Genomic DNA, 20099 nt, shown 5'->3' on the forward strand with positions numbered 1-20099 from the left:
CTCGCGGCCCGCGCGGCGGCACGCCATCGCCCGACCGGGCAGGTCAGACCCCACCCGGCAGCATATCGACGCCCGGAGGTCAGAGGGTGCTCGCCAGCGGCCAGGTGGCGTTCGGGGTGACGATCGTGCCGGCGGTGCCTTCGAGGATCCGCTCGCACTGGTCGAGCAGCCCGATCGCGGCCATGTCCCCCGTCCGCTCGACGAAGCTCGCCGCCGCCTCGGCCTTCGGGCCCATCGAACCGGCCGGGAAGTCCTCGGCCCGCAGCTCGTGCGGCGTGGTGTGGGTGATCTCCTCCTGCTCGGGCGTGCCGAAGTTCCGCATCACGCGGGGCACGTCGGTGAGGATCAGCAGCGCGTCCGCGTCCATGCTCTCGGCGAGGACGGACGCGGTGAGATCCTTGTCGATCACCGCCTCGGCGCCCTCCAGCCGCCCGACGTCGTTGCGGAACACCGGGATGCCGCCGCCGCCCGCGCAGACCACCACCGTGCCGAGCCGGACCAGCTCCCTGATCAGCCGGGTCTCGATCACCCGCTGCGGGCGCGGGGACGGCACGACGCGGCGCCAGCGGTCCCCGTCCTCGCGGACGGTCCAGCCGTACTCGGCGGCGAGCTTCTCCGCCTCCTCCCGGTCGTAGACCTGGCCGACGAACTTGGTGGGGTTCTCGAACGCCGGGTCCACCGCCGACACCAGCGTCTGGTTGATCATCGCCATGACCTGGCGGCCCGGCAGCGCGTTCTGCAGCGCCTGCAGCATCCAGTAGCCGATCATTCCCTGGGTCTCGGCGCCGATGGTGTCGAGCGGGTACGGGCGGGTGAGGTTCGGGTCGTTCACGCTCTCCAGCGACAGCACCCCGACCTGCGGGCCGTTCCCGTGCGTGATGATCAGCTCGTGCCGCTCGGCGAGCGGCGCCAGGGACCGCACGGCGCGGTCCACGTTGCGGCGCTGGAGTGCGGCGTCGGGCGTCTCGCCCCGCTTGACCAGCGCGTTCCCCCCGAGCGCGACGACCACGCGCATCCCTTCCCCCTTCACCCGCCTGCTTCTAGGCGTCCCGGACGAGCGGGCAGCTCATGCAGCGCGGGCCGCCGCGTCCCCGGCCCAGTTCGCTGCCGCGGATCGTGACGACCTCGATCCCGTTCCGGCTCAGATGGTTGTTGCTCGTCGCGTTGCGCTCGTAGGCCACGACCACGCCCGGCGCGACGGCGAGGACGTTCGAGCCGTCGTCCCACTGCTCGCGCTCGGCGGCGAACACGTCCTGCGTCGGGGTGAGGACCTTGATGTCGTCCACCCCGAGCGCGGCGGCGATCGCCCGGTGCATGTCCTCGGGCGGGTGATCGGTGATCTTGAGTTCCTTCTCGGTGTCGCCCGGCTCCACGGTGTACGACGGCAGCATGCCCATCCCGGCGTACTTGGTGAACACCCCGTGGTCGACCATCGTCAGGACGGTGTCCAGATGCATGAACGCCCGCGCCCGCGGCATGCGCAGCGCGACGATCCGGCGGCACGAGCCGGCGGCGAACAGCGACTGGGCGAGCATCTCCACGGCCTGCGGCTGGGTCCGCTCGCTCATCCCGACCAGCACGCTGCCGTTCCCGATGACCAGGACGTCGCCGCCCTCCAGCGTCGCCGGCGCCATCGCGATGCCGCTGTTCCAGACGTGGAACCCGCCCTCCGCGGGCCTGCCGTACCCGGTGGCGAACAGCGGATGCCAGCGGTAGACCGCCTCCATGTTCACCGTCTCGCGCATCCGCGCCTTCTTGCGCATCGTGTTGATCGACACGCCGTCGTAGATCCAGCAGGACGTGTCGCGGGTGAACAGGTGGTTGGGCAGCGGCGGCAGGACGAACCCGTCCATGCCGAGGGAGTGGAACGCGATGGACGCCGGCTCGGGCATCCGCTCCAGCATCTCCCTCTTGGTGATGCCGCCGATCAGGAACGAGGCCAGCTCCGTCACGTCCATCGCGTCGAGGCGGTTGCGGATCGCGTCGGTGGCGAGCGGGCCGAACCAGTGCGGGTCGACGACGGCGTCCAGGATGTGCTTGCGGGCCTCGGGGATCCAGATCGTCTCGCGCAGCAGGTCGAGCAGCAGATGCGTCCGGACGCCCTGCGACCGCAGCACGTCCTCGAACTCCTCGTGCTCCTCCACCGCCCGCCTGACCCACAGCACGTCGTCGAACAGCAGCCCGGCGGCATTGGACGGGGTGAGCCGCTTCAGCGACAGCTCGGGGCGGTGCAGCAGCACCTCCCGGAGGCGGCCGGCCTCCGAATCGACGTGGAACGCCATCCCCACCTCCCCGGGGCCCGGCCACGGCGCCGCGAGAACCCCCAGCTCGCGAATTCCCCCGGGCCGCGCGGGCGAAACTGGATGGGCCTTTGCCGGAAGGCTTTGCCGCACCTTCACCGGGCCCGCCGCCGGGACCGGGCGCGGAGCCGTCCCCGCCCGGACCTAAACTCGTCAGCATGACACCCCCCGGAGACGGCGCGGTCGAGCTGCGGTCGCTCGTCAAGCGCTATGGCGCGGCCGGCCGTGAAAGGCGGGCCGTGGACGGCCTGTCGCTCAGCGCCGCCCGGGGCGCCGTCACCGCGCTGCTCGGCCCGAACGGGGCCGGCAAGACCACGACGATCGAGATCTGCGAGGGGTTCCGGCGGGCCGATTCCGGCACCGTCCGCGTCCTCGGCCTGGATCCGGCCGCGGACGGGCGCGCGCTGAAGCCGCGGGTCGGCGTGATGCCGCAGTCCGGCGGCGTGCCGGGCACGGCCCGGGCCGGCGAGTTCCTCCGGCTGGTCGCCTCGTTCCACGCCACACCGCTCGACACGTCCGTCCTGCTGGAGCGGCTCGGCCTCACCGAGCACGCCCGCACCCCGTTCCGGCGGATGTCAGGCGGGCAGCAGCAGCGGCTGTCGCTGGCCGTCGCCGTGGTCGGACGGCCCGAGCTCGTCTTCCTCGACGAGCCCACGACCGGGCTCGACCCGCAGGCCAGGCACGCCACCTGGGAGCTGATCGGAGAGCTCCGCGCCGCCGGCGTCTCGGTCGTCCTCACCACGCACAACATGGAGGAGGCCGAGCGCCTCTCCGACCACGTCGTGATCGTCGACCACGGCAAGGTCGTGGCCGAGGGCGCCCCGGAGGAGCTGACCGGCGCCGAGCGGCAGCTGCGGTTCCGCGCCCGTCCCGGCCTCGGCCTGGAGGAGCTGCTGTCGGCGCTGCCCGCCGGGAGCGCCGCCAAGGAGTCGCCCGCCGGGCACTACCTGATCGAGGCCGACGTCCGGCCCGAACTGCTGGCCACGGTCACCGCCTGGTGCGCCTCGCACGGCGTCATGACCGAGGACCTGCGGATCGAGCGCCGCACCCTGGAGGACGTCTTCCTGGAACTGACCGGACGGGAGCTGCGCTCGTGACCGCGACCCTGGACCTGTCCCCGGCGCCGGGGGCCGTGCCGCTGCACCGGATGATCCTCTCCCAGGCCGGCTACGAGTTCCGCGCCGTGCTGCGTAACGGCGAGCAGCTGCTGCTCACGCTGATCATCCCGGTGGTGCTGCTCACGCTGTTCAGCGCCACGTCCCTGCTCGACCTCGGCGCGGGCCGCCGGGTCGACTTCCTCACGCCCGGGATCCTCGCGCTCGCGGTGATGTCCACCGCGTTCACCGGCCAGGCGATCGGCACCGGCTTCGAGCGGCGCTACGGCGTCCTCAAGCGGCTCGGCGCCACCCCGCTGCCGCGCGGCGGGCTCATCGCCGCCAAGACGCTGAGCGTGATCGCGGTCGAGGCGGTGCAGGCCGCGCTGATCTGCGCGGTGGCGCTGGCGCTCGGCTGGCATCCGCACGGCGACCCCGGCTCGGTGATCGTCCTGCTGCTGCTCGGCACCGCCGCGTTCAGCGGGTTCGGGCTGCTCATGGCGGGGACGCTGCGCGCCGAGGCGACCCTCGCCGCCGCCAATCTCGTCTACATCCTGCTCCTCGCCGTCGGCGGGGTCGTCTTCCCGCTGGACAGGTTCCCCGGCTCGGTGCGCGCGGTCCTGGAGCTCTTGCCGATCTCGGCGCTGGCCGAGGGCCTGCGGGACGTGGTCCAGCACGGAGCCGCGCTCCCCGGCAAGCCCCTGCTCGTGCTCGCGGTGTGGGCCCTCGCAGGCCTCGCGCTCGCCGCCCGTTTCTTCAGATGGGAGTGATACGTGGCCCTCGCTGAGGCGCCCGGTTCGTTCGGTGATGCGGGCCGCGCCCCCGCACGCGTCCGCGCGCTGTCCCTGGGCTCGGTGCCGCCGCCCGCCCTGATCCTGCTCGGCATCGTCTCCGTGCAGGTCGGCGCGGGCCTGGCCAAGCACCTGTTCGAGCGGCTGCCGCCGACCTCCGTCGTGTCGATCCGGCTTCTGGCCTCGGCGCTCGTGCTGGGGTTCCTGGCCCGCAAGGCGTTGCGGACCGTCCTGCGCGACCACTCCTGGAGGAACCTGGCCGTCGTCGCCGGCTACGGGGTCTCCCTCGCCGGGATGAACTTCGCGTTCTACCAGTCACTGTCCCGGATTCCGCTGGGCGTGGCGGTGACGATCGAGTTCCTCGGCCCGCTGTCGGTCGCCATCGTGGGCTCCCGCCGTCCGCGCGACGTCGTGTGGGTCGTGCTCGCGGGCTCGGGCGTGGTCATGCTCGCCCGGGGCGGCGGCGACGTGGACCTGCTCGGCATCGTGTTCGCGCTGCTCGCCGCGGTCGGATGGGCGTCCTACATCCTGCTCACCGCGGCCACGGGGCAGCGCTTCCCCGGCACCACCGGGCTGGCCCTGGCCAGCATCATCGGAACGCTGGTCATGCTGCCCGGCGGCATCGCGGCCGGTGCCGCCGCGGACGGCGGCGCCCTGCTCGACCCGGCGCTGCTGCTGATCGGGCTCGGCGTCGGGCTGCTGTCGTCGGTGATCCCGTACTCGCTGGAGCTGGAGGCGCTGCGGCGGGTGCCCGCCCGGGTCTTCGGGATCCTGATGAGCCTGGAGCCCGCCGTGGCCGCGCTGGTCGGCGTGGTGGTCCTCGGCGAGATCCTCACCGGACACCAGTGGGTCGCGATCGGCTGCGTCATCGTCGCCTGCGCGGGCGCCACCAGAAGCCAGAAGGAACCGCCGGAGGCGCCGGAAGCCTGAGTGGCGGCTTCGTGTGGCAGCGTGGAAGGATCACGATGTACGGGTCGTCCAGCATGCGGAAGGGAGCCGCCGTGATCGGCCGGAGCGAGGACCAGGGGATGCCGCCCGAGTTCTTCGAGGCGGGGTCGGCGTCGTTCGTCGACTTCCTGCGCCTGCACTCCCCCGAGCTGCTGCCCGTCAACCGGGTGCCCGAGGGCGACGCGCCCGAGCTGCCGCACGGCACGACCGTCCTGGCGCTGACGTTCCCGGGCGGGGTGATGATGGCCGGCGACCGCCGCGCCACCCAGGGCAACCGCATCGCCTACCGGGAACTGGACAAGGTCCAGCGCGCCGACGAGTACTCCGCCGTCGCGTTCGCCGGGACGGTCGGGCTGGCGCTGGAGATGGTCCGGCTGTTCCAGGTCGAGCTGGAGCACTACGAGAAGATGGAGACCGTCCCGCTGTCGCTGCCGGGCAAGGCCCGCCGTCTCGGCGCCGTGATCCAGGCCAACCTCGCGCAGGCGCTGCAGGGGCTCGCGGTCGTCCCGCTGTTCACCGGGTACGAGCCCGGCTCGGGCGAGGGACGCATCTACACCTACGACATCACCGGCGCCCCGCAGGAGGCCCGCGACTTCCACGCGGACGGCTCCGGCTCCCCCTACGCGATCGGCGCTCTGAAGAAGCTCTACCGGAACGACCTGTCCCTGGAGGACGCCGCCACGGTCTGCGTCCAGGCTCTCTACGACGCGGCCGACGACGACACGGCCACCGGCGGCCCCGACCCGACGCGGCGGATCTACCCGACGATCGCGGTCGTCACCGACGACGGCTACCGGCGGCTGCCCGAGGAGCAGGTGTCGGCGATCGCCGGGGAGGTCATGCGGGCCCGGGCCGACCGCCCCGGCGGACCCGTCGCACCGCTCCGCTGATCTTCGGGAACGTCGTATCCGGCTTCTAGACTCGCCTCATGGCACGGGCGAACGACGAGGCTGCGGCCCTCATCCAGGAACTGGCGGACCTGCTGTCCATCACCGGCGGCGACGCCTTCAAGATCAGGGCGTACGAGAAGGCGGCGCGGGCGATCGCGGGACACCCCGACGACATCGCCGATCTCGACCTGGCCGGGCTCCGCAAGATCCCGACGGTGGGCGAGGCGATCGCCAAGAAGGTCCTCGACTACACCGCCACCGGCACGATCAGGCAGGTGGAGGAGCTGCGCACGCAGATCCCCGCCGGGGTGCGCGCCCTCACCGCCATCCCGACCCTCGGCCCGAAGAAGGCCCTGGCCGTCTACGAGGAGCTCGGGATCTCGTCGGTGGACGAGCTGGGCACGGCGATCAAGGAAGGGCGGCTGCGCGGCCTCAAGGGCTTCGGCGCCAAGACCGAGGAGAACATCCTCCGCGGCATCGAGCTGATGCAGAGCTCCGGGGAGCGCGTTCTGGTCGACGCCGCCGCGAACGTCGCCGACGAGATCGTCGCGGCCCTCTCCGCGCTGCCGCAGGTGGAGCGCTGCGCGCACGCCGGCTCGCTGCGCCGCATGCGCGAGACGATCGGCGATGTCGACGTCCTCGCCGCGTCCCGCGACCCCCACCCGATCATGGAGGCGTTCACAGCCCTCCCGTTCGTCGCCGAGGTCATCGCGGGCGGCGACAAGAAGACCTCGATCCGCACCGCCAAGGGCCTCCAGGTCGACCTGCGGGTCGTCCCGCCCGAGTCGTGGGGCGCGGCGCTGCAGTACTTCACCGGTTCGCAGGCGCACAACATCCGCACCCGCGAGATCGCCGTGAAGGCGGGCCTCAAGCTCTCCGAGTACGGGCTGTTCGACGCCGAGTCGAACGAGCTGATCGTTTCGGAGACCGAGGAGGAGGTGTACGAGCGGCTCGGCCTCCCGTGGGTGCACCCGGCCCTCCGGGAGGACGCCGGCGAGATCGAGGCGGCCCTCAAGGACGAGCTTCCCCGCCTCGTCACCGTCGACGACCTGCGCGGCGACCTGCACAGCCACACCGACCTGACCGACGGCGTCGCGTCACTGGAGGACATGGTCGCCGCCGCGCAGGCGCGCGGGCTGGAGTACTACGCGATCACCGATCACGCGCCGAACCTGTTCATGCAGCGGATGACCGACGAGAAGATGCTCGCCCAGCGCGAGCAGGTCGCCGAACTGCAGAAGCGCCATCCGGGCCTCAGGCTCCTCCACGGCACCGAGCTCAACATCGACCCGGACGGCGAGGTCGACTGGGACGCCGGCTTCCTCTCCGGCTTCGACATCTGCGTCGCCTCCGTCCACTCCCACTTCACGCAGGACGAGGAGGACATGACCCGGCGGCTCGTCCGGGCGTGCGAGAACCCGCACGTCCATGTGATCGGCCACCCCACGGCCCGTAGCATCGGCCGCCGTCCGCCAGTGGACGCCGACTGGGACGAGGTGTTCCGCGCGGCCGCCCGCACCGGCACCGCGATGGAGATCGACTCCTTCCCCGACCGCCTGGACCTGCCCGCCGACCTGATCCGGCGGGCGAAGCGCCTCGGCGTGAAGTTCTCCATCGACACCGACGCCCACTCCGTGGGGCACCACCGCAACATCCGCTACGGCGTCGGAACGGCCCAGCGGGGCTGGCTGACCCCCGACGACGTCATCAACACCTGGCCGCTGGACCGCCTGCGCGCGTTCCTCCGCAAGGGCTGAGGCGCGGGTCAGGCGGGCTGCGGCGCCTCGGCCGCACGCGGGGCGGCCGGGGCCGGTTCCACGGCGGGAACGGGGCCTCGGTCGCGGAGCGCGAAGAAGAGGCGGAACGCCGCGATCCACATGAGCACCGCGCCGAGCATGTGCAGGAGCACCAGCCCGGCGGGGACGCCCAGGAAGTACTGCGCGTAGCCGATGGCGCCCTGGACGACGATGAGGCCGGCCAGCTCGTGGGCGCGGCGGCGCGCGGCGGCGGGGGCTCCCGTGCGGTGCAGGACGACGATGGCGATCACCGTCAGCGCGATCGTGAGCCATGCCAGCTCGCCGTGGACGCGGGCGACGTCGGTGATGTCGAAGCCGTAGCGGCGGGACTCGGTGTCGCCCGCATGCGGACCCGTTCCGGTGACGACGGTGCCCGCGACGAGGACGGCGGCGCAGGAGACCAGGAGGGCGGCCGCGAGCCGGCGTGTCCAGGGCCCGGCGAGGTACCGGGGCGCCTCGTCGCCCTCGCCCGCCCGGATCCACAGGGCCACGCAGAACACGAGCAGCGCGGGCGAGACCAGGAAGTGCAGCGAGACGGCGGCCGGGTGCAGCTTGGTCAGCACGACGATGCCGCCGATGACCGCCTGCGCGACCACGCTCATCGGCTGGGCCAGCGCCCACCGGACCAGGCTGCGGCGGCGCGGGCGCAGCCGCAGCGCCGCGACGAACACGAGGACGCCGATGCCGAGCACCACGAAGGTGATCAGCCGGTTGCCGAACTCGATCGACATGTTGAGCACGTGGTGCTCGGGGTTGCGGGTGGGCACCAGGCTGTCGCCGGAGCAGCGCGGCCATTCGGGGCAGCCGAGACCGGACTCGGTGACGCGCACGGCACCGCCGCTGACGACGATCACCACGTTGCCGATGACGCCGAGGAGCGCGAGCAGCCGCAGCGATCCGGGGGTCGGACGCCACACGGCGTTCCAGGTCCGGACGAGGAGGTTGGACGACTGTCGCTCTGCCACGGCATCAATCGTATGGGCGGGTCCCCGGGGCCGTGACCCGGCCCCCGGTTACCCCCCGTACGGGCCGGGCGGCTGCGGCGGCATGAATCCGGACGGGCCCTGTCCCGCCCACGGCGGGCCGGCCGGCCGGTACGCACCGGGACGCGGCGGGGTGCGCAGGAACGCCTGCCGGGCCATCGACATGAGGCCGAGCAGCGCGTCGCGGCGGGCGACGAACCAGCCCTGGTCGGCGACGCCCCGGTCGGCGCGCTTGTGCAGCAGCGCCAGCTCGGTCGCGGCGAGCTGGTAGTCGCCCATGGCACGGCCGGCGGGCGCGCCGCCGACCCTGCGGGCCCAGCGGCGGGCGGCCCGGCGGGACGGGATGGAGCGCAGCATCCGCACGTCCTGCGGCGTCACGAGCCCCGTCCCGGCGTACATCGGCAGGTACGTCTCGATGCGGCGGACGGTGTGCCGGCGCTCGACGAACACGATGACGATCAGCGTGACCAGGACGCAGAAGTCCAGCAGGTAGACGACGCCGAGGCCGCCGAGCCCGAACGACGCGGCGCCGTTCCACAGCCCGTGCAGGATCATGGCGCCGAGCAGCCCGGCGAGCGGAGCGAGGATCTGGCCGCGCCGGTGGGTGGCGGCGTAGGCGACGCCGAGCCCGGTCATCGAGGTGAACAGCGGGTGGCTGAACGGCGCGATCAGGCCGCGCAGGATGAACACCGCCTGGAGCTGCTGGGCGCCGCCGTCCTCGAACGCCCGCATGTAGTAGGTGACGTTCTCCATCATGGCGAAGCCGAGGCCGACCATGGCGGCGTAGATGATGCCGTCGGCGAAGCCGTCGATCTCGTTGCGGCGGAACCAGAGCAGGCCGAACAGGACCGCGCCCTTCAGCGTCTCCTCGATGAGGGGCGCGCCGAAGGTGGCGCTGACGAAGTGGCCCTCCGTCTCACCGAAGATCGGCACGGTCACGTACAGCAGCCCGGCCGTGTTGAGCACGAGGGCGCCGAGCACGGCGACGCCCGCGCCCCACATGAACGAGAAGGCGAGGGCGCGCGGCGGCTCGGGCTCCAGCCGGTCGAGGGTGAGAGCGAGGGCGATCAGCACCGGGATCGGCAGGATGGCGAGGACCAGCCCCACCCAGAAGCCGGCCCCGCCGAGCACGGCGTCCGCGCCGAGCGCGACCACGGCGCACAGCCCGGACACCGTCATGCCGAGGATCAGGCCGACCGGGGGCCTGCCGGGAATGCGGCCTTCGAGCACCGCTTTGGGGTCCATTCGCGCCATAGCGCGAAGCGTAACGGCAGGTCGTGCCGATCGCTAAAGCGCGGTCGCCGCGGAAGGCCGCCGCCCGCACGCCCCGCCGGGGTCAGTGCAGGAGCGGGTCGACCGCCACGGCGGTGAACAGCAGCGCCAGGTAGACGTTGGACAGGTGGAAGAACCGCATCGGCCGGAGGTGGACGCCGGTCACCCCGGCGCGCACCGCCTTCAGCAGCCGGTGCCCCTCGGCGAGGAAGACCAGGCCCAGCACCACGGCGACGGCCCCGTACACCGGGCCCATCCCGGCGACGGGCCACAGCAGCAGCGAGCAGGCGACGGTCGCGTAGGTGTAGACGAGGCTCTCGGTGACGACGCGGCGCTCGGTGGCGACGACCGGCAGCATCGGGACCTTGGCGACGGCGTAGTCCTCGCGGTAGCGCATCGCGAGCGTCCACGTGTGCGGCGGCGTCCAGAGGAAGACGACGCCGAACAGGACGAACGGCGTCCAGGCGACGTCCCCCGTGATGGCGGACCAGCCGATGAGGACGGGCATGCACCCGGCGATGCCGCCCCACACGACGTTCTGCGAGGTGCGCCGCTTGAGCAGCAGCGAGTACACGAAGACGTAGAACAGGATCGCGAACAGCGAGCCGGCCGCGGCGACGGGGTTGACCGTGAGCAGGAACCCGGCCGTGGACAGCGCGGCGAGCGTCACCCCGAAGATCAGGGCGCGGGCCGGGGTGACCTGGTGGCGGGCCAGCGGGCGGCGCCGGGTGCGGCGCATCTTGGCGTCGATGTCGCGGTCGATGTAGCAGTTGATCGCGTTGGCGGCGCCGGCGGACATGGTGCCGAACGCCAGCGTCAGCAGCACGGTGGACAGCGGGGGGACGCCCTCGGCCGCGAGGAACATCACCGGGATGGTGGTGATCAAGAGCAGCTCGATCACGCGCGGCTTGGTCAGCGCCACGTAGGCGCGCACACTGGCGCCGAGCGTCCGGCGGGCGGCCCGCCCGGCGGGCACCGGCACGAGCTGGGTCACCGGTATGTCCGGCACCTGCTCGTCGAGCTCGATCCCGCGCTTGTTACTGAGCACCGTCACAATCGGGTCCACGTCTGACTAGGGATGAGAAATCGGTACCACCTCGGCGGTGCCGCACGATCCTGGCGGGCCTCGGCGTGGTTCGACTTCGGCTTCGGTCGTCTTGCCCGCGGCCGCTGCCGTCAGCCGCGCAATCACTGTAGTCCGCCCCCTCCGGAGGTCGCGCACCGGGTCGCCGGACGCGCCGTGCCGGGGCGCGCGGCCCCGTCTCGCGCCGTGTCCGGGCTCACCCGGATCACCCGCCGGATCCCCCTTGCGAGGGGGTTAGCCCGCCGGGCCTTCGGGCAAGGGTGCTTGAAGCGGCGACGCGCCCGGGACCCTGGAGCGCGGCGTCCGGCGCCCCGCTCCCGCCTGCGGCGGCCCCCCGCGCGATAGGCTCGCGATGAGCGCGGCATGATCTTCGCGGGCCGCGGACGGGCGGCCGCAGGGCCACGGGGGAAGAGACGCCACGCCGCCGGACGTTATTGCCTGCAGGGCCTCCGGCGCACAACATCACAGAGTGGTTCTCACACCGGTTCGAGAGGAGCCTGGCGTTCCGTGAGCAGGGACAACAGCACGTTTGAATGGTCCGACCAGGACCGGCGCGCGGTGGACGTGATCCGCGCCCTCGCCATGGACGCGGTCGAGGAGGCCGGCTCCGGCCACCCCGGGACGGCGATGAGCCTCGCGCCCGCCGCCTACCTTCTCTTCCAGCGGTTCCTGCGGCACGACCCGACGGACCCGCACTGGGCCGGACGGGACAGGTTCGTGCTGTCCTGCGGACACTCCAGCCTGACCCTGTACATCCAGCTGTACCTGTCGGGCTACCCGATGACGCTCGAAGACCTGAAGGCGCTGCGCAAGTGGGGCAGCCTGACCCCCGGCCACCCGGAGCACGGGCACACGGCGGGTGTGGAGACGACCACCGGGCCGCTCGGGCAGGGCATCGCGAACGCGGTGGGCATGGCGATGGCGGCGCGCCGCGAGCGCGGCCTCTTCGACCCCGACGCGCCGCAGGGCGAGTCCCCCTTCGACCACACCATCTGGGCGTTCGCGTCCGACGGCGACATCGAGGAGGGCATCAGCCACGAGGCGAGCGCGCTGGCCGCCCACCAGCGGCTCGGGAACCTGGTCCTGCTCTACGACGACAACCACATCTCGATCGAGGACGACACCGCGATCGCGCTGTCGGAGGACGTGCGGGCCCGCTACGCGGCGTACGGCTGGGACGTCCACCACGTCGACTGGACCGAGAACGGCGACTACGAGGAGAACGTCGCCGCGCTCGCGGCCGCGTTCGAGGCGGCGAAGGCGGAGACGTCCCGGCCGTCCTTCATCGCGCTGCGGACCATCATCGGCTGGCCGGCGCCGAACAAGAAGAACACCGGCAAGGTCCACGGGTCGGCGCTCGGCGCCGACGAGGTCGCCGCGACCAAGCGGATCCTCGGCATGGACCCGGCCGAGAGCTTCCACGTCCCCGAGGACGTGCTGGCCCACGCCCGGCAGGTCTGCGAGCGGGGCCGCGCCGACCACTCCGGGTGGAAGAAGACGTTCGAGGCGTGGCGCGCGGCGAACCCGGAGCGGGCCGCCGCGTTCGACCGGATCTCGTCCCGCACGCTCCCGGCCGGCTGGGACGGAGCGCTGCCCGAGTTCGAGCCCGGCAAGGACATCGCGACCCGTGCGGCGTCCGGTGAGGTGCTGGCGGCGCTGGCGCCGGTGCTGCCGGAGCTGTGGGGCGGCTCGGCCGACCTCGCGGAGAGCAACAACACGACGATGAAGGGCGAGCCGTCCTTCATCCCGGAGGAGTTCCAGACCAAGGAGTTCCCCGGCCACCGCTACGGCCGGACGCTGCACTTCGGCGTCCGCGAGCACGCGATGGCCTCGATCTGCAACGGCATCGCGCTGCACGGCGGCACCCGTCCGTACGGCGGCACGTTCCTGATCTTCAGCGACTACATGCGCCCGGCGGTCCGGCTGGCGGCGCTGATGAAGCTGCCGGTCACCTTCGTGTGGACGCACGACTCGATCGGCCTCGGCGAGGACGGCCCGACGCACCAGCCCGTCGAGCACCTGTGGGCGCTGCGGGCGATCCCGGGCCTGGACGTCGTCCGCCCGGCGGACGCCAACGAGACGGCGGTCGCTTGGCGGACCGTCCTGCGGCACACCGACCGCCCGGCGGGCCTCGCGCTGACCCGGCAGAAGCTGCCGACGCTGGACCGCGGCGGCGACCTCGCGTCCGCGGAGGGCGTCGCCAAGGGCGGATACGTGCTGGCGGACGCCGAGGGCGGGCAGCCCGACGTGATCATCATCGCGACGGGCAGCGAGGTGCAGCTGGCGCTGGAGGCCCGGGAGACGCTGCAGTCCGAGGGCACCCCGACCCGTGTCGTGTCGATGCCCTGCGTGGAGTGGTTCGAGCAGCAGACCGACGCCTACCGGCAGGAGGTCCTCCCGCCGGGGGTGCGCGCCCGCGTGTCGGTGGAGGCCGGGATCGCGCTCGGCTGGCGCACCTACGTCGGCGACGCCGGCGAGTCGGTGAGCCTGGAGCACTTCGGCGCCTCCGCCGACTACAAGACGCTGTTCCTGCAGTTCGGCCTCACGTCCGAGCGTGTGGTGGCGGCGGCGAAGGCCAGCCTGATCAAGGCGAGCGTGAAGCACGCCGGGCGCGGCGAGACGACCGGCAACTGACAACGAGCCCGTGCGGCCGGCGGAGCCCCGCGCGCCCGGAGCTCCGCCGGCCCCGGCCCCCGGCGCAACGGTGAAGACGAGGAGAAAGCGATGAGCGGCATTCTGAAGAAGCTCTCCGACGAGGGCGTTTCGATCTGGCTGGACGACATCAGCAGGGAGCGGCTGCGGACCGGCAACCTGGAGGAGCTCGTCAAGGACCGGCACGTCGTCGGCGTCACGTCCAACCCGACGATCTTCGCCAAGGCGCTGAGCAAGGGGAACGCCTACGACGAGCAGGTCCGCGACCTGGCGGTGCGCGGCGTGGACGTCGAGGAGGCGTCCCGCGCCATCACCACCTACGACATCCGCTGGGGCTGCGACGTGCTGCGGCCGGTGTACGACCGGACGGAGGGCCTGGACGGCCGCGTGTCGATCGAGGTCGACCCGCGGCTCGCCCTCGACACCCGCAGGACGGTCGCGGAGGCGCGGGCGCTGTGGTGGCTGGTGGACCGGCCCAACCTGTTCATCAAGATCCCCGCGACGAAGGAGGGCCTGCCGGCGATCACGGCGGCGCTCGCGGAGGGCATCAGCGTGAACGTGACGCTGATCTTCTCGCTGGAGCGCTACGGCGCGGTCATCGACGCGTTCTTCGCCGGCCTGGAGCAGGCGCGGGCGAACGGCCACGACGTGTCGAAGCTCGCGTCGGTGGCGTCCTTCTTCGTCAGCCGGGTGGACACCGAGATCGACAAGCGGCTCGACAAGATCGGCACGGACGAGGCGAAGGCGCTGCGCTCCAAGGCGGGCCTCGCCAACGCCCGGCTCGCGTACGCGCTGTACGAGGAGAAGTTCGGCACGGACCGGTGGAAGGCGCTGAAGGACGCCGGGGCCCGTCCCCAGCGGCCGCTGTGGGCCTCGACCGGCGTGAAGGACCCGGACCTCCCCGACACCCTGTACGTCGTCGAGCTGGTCGCGCCGGGGATCGTCAACACGATGCCGGAGGCGACGCTGGACGCGGTCGCCGACCACGGCGAGGTCCGCGGCGACACCGTGCGGGACGCCTACGACGACGCCCGCGCGCACATGGCGGCGCTGAAGGAGGCGGGCGTCGACTACGACGACGTCGTCAAGGTGCTGGAAGACGAGGGCGTGGAGAAGTTCGCGGTCTCCTGGAAGGAGATGCTCGACTCCATCACCGGCGAGCTGGAGGCGAAGAGGGCCGGCGCGTGACCTCGGTGGTGACCGCCGGGGGGATCTCGGTCACCATCCGCGGCGTCGTCGTCGACGAGAGCGAGACGGTCCTGGACCGTCTCGTCTCCGACGGCGTACCGGGCGCGCTGGCGTCCCGGAACGCCAAGCTGTGGGGGCCCGACGCGGCCCCGCTCGCCGCCCGCCGGCTCGGCTGGCTCGGCCTGCCGGAGACCTCGCGGTATCTGCGGGACCGGCTGGCCGGGCCCGCGGCCGACGCCCGCGACGCCGGCCTCGACCGGATCGTGCTGGTCGCCTCCGGGGGGACGGCGCTGGCCGCCGAGGCCATGTGCCGGACGGCCGGGCGCGATCTCGTCGTCCTCGACACGACCGATCCGCACGAGGTGTCCGGCGTCCTGGCCGGGGACCTGGACCGGACGCTCGTGGTCGTGGCGGACGACGGCGTCGAGGCGGAGTCGCTGCGCCGCGTCTTCGGGCGGGCGTTCTCCGAGGCGGGGCTGAGCGGCGCGGAACTGGCGCGCCGGTTCGTCGTCGTCGCTGAGGAGGACTCCCAGCTCGCCCAGGCGGCCCGTGAGGTCGGCCACCATCTCGTCCTGGCCGAACCCGACGTCGACGACCGGTTCGGCGCGCTCGGCGCGCGGGCGCTGGTGCCGGCCGCGCTCGCGGGCGTGGACATCGACGCCGTGCTGGAGGAGGCGTCCCGGCTCGCGGCGGCGCTGCGACAGCCCTACGACAACCCGGCGCTGGCGTTCGGCGCGGCGCTGGGCTCGTCGGCGCTCGGTCCCCGCGACAAGCTGGTGATCGCCGACCTCGGCTCCGGCCTGGCCAGCTTCGCCGCATGGGCGGAGCAGCTGGTCGCCGGGGCGATGGGCAAGGACGGCAAGGGCATGCTGCCGGTCGTGGTGGAGGGCGTCGACTCCCCCGGCTTCGAGCTGACCGACGACCTGCGGCGGATCATCCTCGGCCGCCGCCCGGACGAGCCCGGTCCCGGGCGCGAGGCCGGGGTGAGCGTCGCCGGGCCGCTCGGCGCGCAGTTCCTGCTGTGGGAGTACGCGGTCGCGGTGGCGTGCCGGGTGATCGGGGTCGACCCGTTCGCCGAGCCGGACACCGGCCAGTCGCGGGAGAGCACGGCGGCGCTGCTGCGGTCGGAGGAGGGCACGGCGCCGACGGTCGTGCGGCGGCCGCCCGAACTCGTCGAGGGCGCGGTCGAGCTGCACACCCCGGAGGACGCGCTGGGCGGGGCGCAGACGCTGACCGAGGCGCTGGGGACGATCCTGGAGGGCGTCGAGGACGGCGGCTACCTGGCCGTCCTCGCCTACCTCGACCGGTCCGCGGACGCCGCGGCGGCCGGGCTGCGTCCACTGCTGGCGGCGCGCGGCGCCAAGGTCCGCCGGCATCCGGCTCCGGTGACGTTCGGCTGGGGGCCGCGCTACCTGCACACGGCCGGCCAGTACCACAAGGGCGGACCGGCGAAGGGGGCGTTCCTGCAGATCACCGGTGCCGCCGCCGGCGACGTCGCGGTGCCCGGACGGCCCTACAGCCTGGGCGAACTGCAGCTCGCCCAGGCGTTCGGCGACCTGCGGGTGCTGCGTTCGCTCGGCCGTCCCGCCTTCCGGCTCCATCTGCGCGACCGCGCGGAGGGCCTCGCGCAGCTCACCGCGGCGCTCGGCTGAGCGGCACCCGCCGGACCGGCCGGGCCGCCCTCCCGACGCAGGGCGACCGGCCGGATCCGGGACGCGACCAAGAAGATCGATGGAGATGGTCGCGAATGCCCTTTCTCTCCTGAAACGATGGGGGGCGGGAGGGTAACGGTGTCCGGATTCGACGTACTGACGCGCGGCGACGTGCTCGACTCGGCGTTGCAGGCGAGGGACTACCTCGTCAGCTGCGGCGTCCCCGGCGCGCTGGCCGCCAAGGACCCCCGGCTGTGGGGGCGGCGGGCGGTCGACCACAGCCGGCTCGGCTGGCTCGATCTGCCGTTCGCCTCCCGCGGGCTGCTGAACCAGCTGGGCGGCCTGGTCTCGGAGGCCCGGTACTCGGGCCTCGACCACATCGTGCTGATCGGCGTCGGCGCGGAGAGCCTCGCGGCGCAGGCCGTGATGGAGGCGCAGACGCCCGCGCTGGCCGGCGCCGCCGGCGGCGCCGCCGGGCCCGAGCGGCCGGCCGGCGAGCTGACCGTGCTGGACGGCGGCGACACCGCGGCGCTCGCGTTCGCGATGGAGCGGCTCGACCGCACGCTGGTCGTGCTGGCCAGCAAGGCGGGCGTGTCCCTGGAGGGCGACGCCTACCGCCGGATCTTCTCGGCGGCATTCCGCGAGCGGGGCCTGTCGGAGCGGGAGATCGCGAGCCGGTTCCTGGTCGTCACCGACCACGGCAGCCCGCTGCACGACTTCGCCCGGCAGTGCGGCTACCGGATCGGGCTGACCGACCCGTACCTGCCCGGCCACTACGGCGCCCTGTCGGCGTACGGGCTCGTCCCGGCCGTGCTGGCGGGCGCGGACGCCGACCGGCTGCTGGACGAGGCGGCGTCGCTGGTGCCGTCGCTGGCCAAGGACGAGGACAACCCGGGGCTGCTGCTCGGCGCGGTCCTCGGCGGCTGCGCGCAGCAGGGCCCGGGCGGGCTCGCCCGCGACAAGGTCCTGCTGCGGGAGCCGGGCGGCCCGGGCGCCCTGAGCGCCTGGATCTCCCAGCTGCTCGCGGTCGGCACCGGCAAGCGGGGCCGCGGCGTGCTGGCGTTCGAGCCGCCCGGCGGGCGCGGCGACTTCCCCGACGTGCACGGCGTCTCGATCAACCCGCGGTCGGCGGCTCAGGACGAGTCCGACACCTCCGTGTGGGCGCCGCTCGGCGCGCAGTTCCTGCTGTGGGAGTACGCGACCGCGGTGGCCGGCTGGCTGCTCGGCGTGAACCCGTTCGAGGCGGGCAGCACGGTCGTGCAGGAGGCCGAGGACGACGCGGCGACGCTGCTGCGCACGGCCGGCGGCGGCCCGCTGACGGCGGAGCGGCCGGTGTACGTCGAGGACGGCATCGAGGTGCACGCCGACTTCCCCTGGCCGCCCGGCGCCGAGCTGCAGACCGTCCTCGGCGGGCTGGTCGCCTCGGTGCCGTCCGACGGCTACCTGTCGGTGATGACGTACCTGTCGGGCGACTTCTCCGGCCGCTACCTCGCGCCGTCGCTGGCGCGCGCGTCGGGGCGCCCCGTCGCCTACGGGCCGGGACCCGGCTACCCGCACGCGACCGGGCCGGTGCACAAGGACGGCCCGGGCAACGGCGCGTTCCTGATCATCACCGGCGACCCGGCACCGGGGGACGAGCTCGCGGCGCATCCCGTCCCCGGCCGCCCCTACAGCCTGGCGAAGCTGCAGATCGCGCGTGCCCTCGGCGAGCTGCGGGCGCTCCGCGAGCGGAGGCTGCCGGTGATCCGGCTGCACCTGCGCGACCCGGTCGAGGGCGTGGGCCGGCTGACCGAGGCGGTCCGCGCGGTGGCGGGGGCGCGCAGACCGTGAGCTTCACCGCCGTCGTCTCGGGGGAGACGGCCATCACCGCCCGCGGGCCGCTCAAGGAGGACGCCGAGCGGGTGCTCGGCCGGCTGTGGATCGACCAGGTGCCGGTCCGGCTCGCCTCCGAGGACGCGTCGCTGTGGCCGTCGGCCGCCACCGCCGGGGTGGAGGGCCGCCCGCTGTGCTGGCCGGGCCAGCCGGGGCCCGGCCGCGCGGTGCTGGACCGTGCCGGAGAGCTGCGCGCGCAGGCCCGCGAGGACGGGCTGACCGACGTCGTGCTGCTCGGCGGCGGCGCCCCGGCCCGCGCCGCCGAGCTGATCGCCCGGGCGCACCGCCTCGCCGGGCCGGACGGGGACGGCGCGCCGCTCCTCGTCCTGGACGGCCCGGAGCCGGGGCCGCTGCTGCGCATCCGGGAGGACCCGGAACGGCTGGACCGGACGATGGTCGTGGTCACCGGGGACGACCCGGGCACCGAGACGCTCCGCCGGGTGTTCGCGGAGGCGCTGCGGGACCGCGGCCTGTCCCCCGCCGGGGTCGCACGGCGGTTCGTCACGGTCGCCGAGCCGCGCGCGGCGGCCGCCAAGCAGGCGACGGAGGAGGGGCACCCGCTGGTGGAGGCGCCGGCCGCCACGGCGTTCGGCGCGCTGTCCCCCTACGCGCTGGTGCCCGCCGCGCTCGCCGGCGCCGACATGGCGACGCTGCTGGACGAGGCCACCGCGGTACTGCCGTCGCTGACCCGGCCGGAGAACAACCCGGGCCTCGTCCTCGGCGCCATCCTCGGCGGCGCCGTCCGCGCCGGGCGGCGGACGGCCGTGCTCGGCGGCTACCCGGCGGCACTGCCGGGCATCGCCCGCTGGGTGTCGCTGCTGCTCGACGAGACGACCCACGGCCGGCTGACGCCGATCGTCCAGGACGGCGGGCTGCCGCTGGTCCCCGCCGACGATCTGTTCCTGGTGACGTTCGACGGCCGCCCCCACCAGGACGACGCCACCGTCGCCGGGCCGCTCGCCGCGCAGCTCGTCGTGTGGGAGTACGCCGCCGCCGTCGCGTCCTACCTGCTGGAGGCCGATCCGCTGGCCCCGGTGGCACGTCCCGCGCCGATGACCCTGGACGACGGGACGGGCGAGCCGCTGTTCGCCGACGGCGACCACGGCCGGGCCGTCGAGGTGCACACGACGGTCCCGGCGCTCGCGGACACGTCCGGCCTCACCGAACTGCTGGACGCGCTGGCCGCCCGGGTCGGCCCGGAGGAGCACCTCGCGGTCCTCGCCTACCTGGACCCCGACGAGGCACGCGGCCAGGGCGCGCAGGTGCGCCGGCTGGCCGCGCTGCTCGCCGCCCGCTGCGGCCGCCCGGTCAAGCTCGGCTGGAGCGCGCCGCCGCCTGCGATCGGGAATGATCATCCGGATGCGGGCGTATACCTGTTGGTGACCGGGAACGTCGTCCGCGACGTGCCGGTCCCGGGCCGCCACCACCGGCTCGGCATGCTGCAGCTCGCGCGGGCGCTCGGGGACGCCCGCGACGCGCGGGCGGCGGGCCGCCCGGTGGTGCGGCTGCATCTGCAGAACCGCTGGGCGGGGCTCACCCGGCTGCTCGACTGCGCCAGAGGAGAGAGATGAGAGCCC

At 73.6% G+C, this 20099-nt stretch carries 15 protein-coding genes; 10 read left to right on the forward strand and 5 right to left on the reverse strand.

The window, feature by feature from the left end; all coding sequences use genetic code 11:
• Positions 1 to 79: 79 nt before the first annotated feature.
• Positions 80 to 1015 (reverse strand): carbamate kinase, encoded by a 936-nt coding sequence (gene arcC, locus ACQPXG_RS24945; RefSeq protein WP_433461529.1) that lies wholly within the window; start codon positions 1013 to 1015, stop codon positions 80 to 82.
• 25 nt (positions 1016 to 1040) lie between these two features.
• Positions 1041 to 2282: an arginine deiminase gene (locus tag ACQPXG_RS24950; RefSeq protein ID WP_433461530.1), complete on the reverse strand. Its 1242-nt coding sequence runs from the start codon at positions 2280 to 2282 to the stop codon at positions 1041 to 1043.
• 176 nt (positions 2283 to 2458) lie between these two features.
• Here ACQPXG_RS24950 and ACQPXG_RS24955 point away from each other — a divergent pair, with 176 nt between their 5' ends.
• From ACQPXG_RS24955 to polX, 5 genes are read left to right on the forward strand one after another with little or no spacing between them, the layout of a single operon-like run.
• Positions 2459 to 3397 (forward strand): ATP-binding cassette domain-containing protein, encoded by a 939-nt coding sequence (locus ACQPXG_RS24955; protein ID WP_433461531.1) that lies wholly within the window; start codon positions 2459 to 2461, stop codon positions 3395 to 3397.
• Positions 3398 to 3447: 50 nt separating this feature from the next.
• On the forward strand, positions 3448 to 4164 hold the full coding sequence (locus ACQPXG_RS24960) for an ABC transporter permease (RefSeq protein ID WP_433470046.1): 717 nt from the start codon (positions 3448 to 3450) through the stop codon (positions 4162 to 4164).
• Between the two features lie 3 nt (positions 4165 to 4167).
• Positions 4168 to 5115 (forward strand): EamA family transporter, encoded by a 948-nt coding sequence (locus ACQPXG_RS24965; RefSeq protein ID WP_433461532.1) that lies wholly within the window; start codon positions 4168 to 4170, stop codon positions 5113 to 5115.
• Positions 5116 to 5168: 53 nt separating this feature from the next.
• Positions 5169 to 6023, forward strand: coding sequence for a proteasome subunit beta (gene prcB / locus ACQPXG_RS24970; protein WP_433461533.1), 855 nt, complete (start codon positions 5169 to 5171; stop codon positions 6021 to 6023).
• A gap of 38 nt (positions 6024 to 6061) precedes the next feature.
• Complete coding sequence (gene polX, locus ACQPXG_RS24975) at positions 6062 to 7780, forward strand: DNA polymerase/3'-5' exonuclease PolX (RefSeq protein ID WP_433461534.1); 1719 nt, start codon at positions 6062 to 6064, stop codon at positions 7778 to 7780.
• 8 nt (positions 7781 to 7788) lie between these two features.
• Here the strand turns inward: polX and ACQPXG_RS24980 are convergent, their stop codons facing one another.
• The 3 genes from ACQPXG_RS24980 to ACQPXG_RS24990 form a co-directional block, all read right to left on the reverse strand.
• Positions 7789 to 8784 (reverse strand): COX15/CtaA family protein, encoded by a 996-nt coding sequence (locus tag ACQPXG_RS24980; protein WP_433461535.1) that lies wholly within the window; start codon positions 8782 to 8784, stop codon positions 7789 to 7791.
• A 48-nt stretch (positions 8785 to 8832) separates the two neighbouring features.
• Positions 8833 to 10056: a PrsW family intramembrane metalloprotease gene (locus ACQPXG_RS24985; RefSeq protein ID WP_433461536.1), complete on the reverse strand. Its 1224-nt coding sequence runs from the start codon at positions 10054 to 10056 to the stop codon at positions 8833 to 8835.
• Between the two features lie 82 nt (positions 10057 to 10138).
• A complete protein-coding gene (locus ACQPXG_RS24990; RefSeq protein ID WP_433461537.1) occupies positions 10139 to 11128 on the reverse strand; it encodes a heme o synthase in 990 nt (329 codons plus the stop codon).
• Positions 11129 to 11665: 537 nt separating this feature from the next.
• Here ACQPXG_RS24990 and tkt point away from each other — a divergent pair.
• The 5 genes from tkt to ACQPXG_RS25015 all read left to right on the forward strand — a co-directional run bounded on the left by tkt (position 11666) and on the right by ACQPXG_RS25015 (position 20093).
• On the forward strand, positions 11666 to 13792 hold the full coding sequence (tkt, locus tag ACQPXG_RS24995) for a transketolase (protein WP_433461538.1): 2127 nt from the start codon (positions 11666 to 11668) through the stop codon (positions 13790 to 13792).
• 90 nt (positions 13793 to 13882) lie between these two features.
• Positions 13883 to 14998: a transaldolase gene (gene tal / locus ACQPXG_RS25000; protein WP_433461539.1), complete on the forward strand. Its 1116-nt coding sequence runs from the start codon at positions 13883 to 13885 to the stop codon at positions 14996 to 14998.
• Positions 14995 to 16650, forward strand: a complete 1656-nt coding sequence (locus ACQPXG_RS25005; protein ID WP_433461540.1) for a glucose-6-phosphate isomerase — start codon at positions 14995 to 14997, stop codon at positions 16648 to 16650. The genes tal and ACQPXG_RS25005 overlap by 4 nt, the downstream gene beginning before the upstream one ends.
• Before the next feature lie 138 nt (positions 16651 to 16788).
• Positions 16789 to 18480, forward strand: a complete 1692-nt coding sequence (locus ACQPXG_RS25010) for a phosphoheptose isomerase (protein ID WP_433461541.1) — start codon at positions 16789 to 16791, stop codon at positions 18478 to 18480.
• Positions 18477 to 20093: a hypothetical protein gene (locus ACQPXG_RS25015; RefSeq protein WP_433461542.1), complete on the forward strand. Its 1617-nt coding sequence runs from the start codon at positions 18477 to 18479 to the stop codon at positions 20091 to 20093. The genes ACQPXG_RS25010 and ACQPXG_RS25015 overlap by 4 nt, the downstream gene beginning before the upstream one ends.
• Positions 20094 to 20099: the final 6 nt, after the last annotated feature.

It is taken from the genome of Spirillospora sp. CA-128828 (assembly GCF_050945415.1).
Lineage (GTDB): Bacteria > Actinomycetota > Actinomycetes > Streptosporangiales > Streptosporangiaceae > Spirillospora.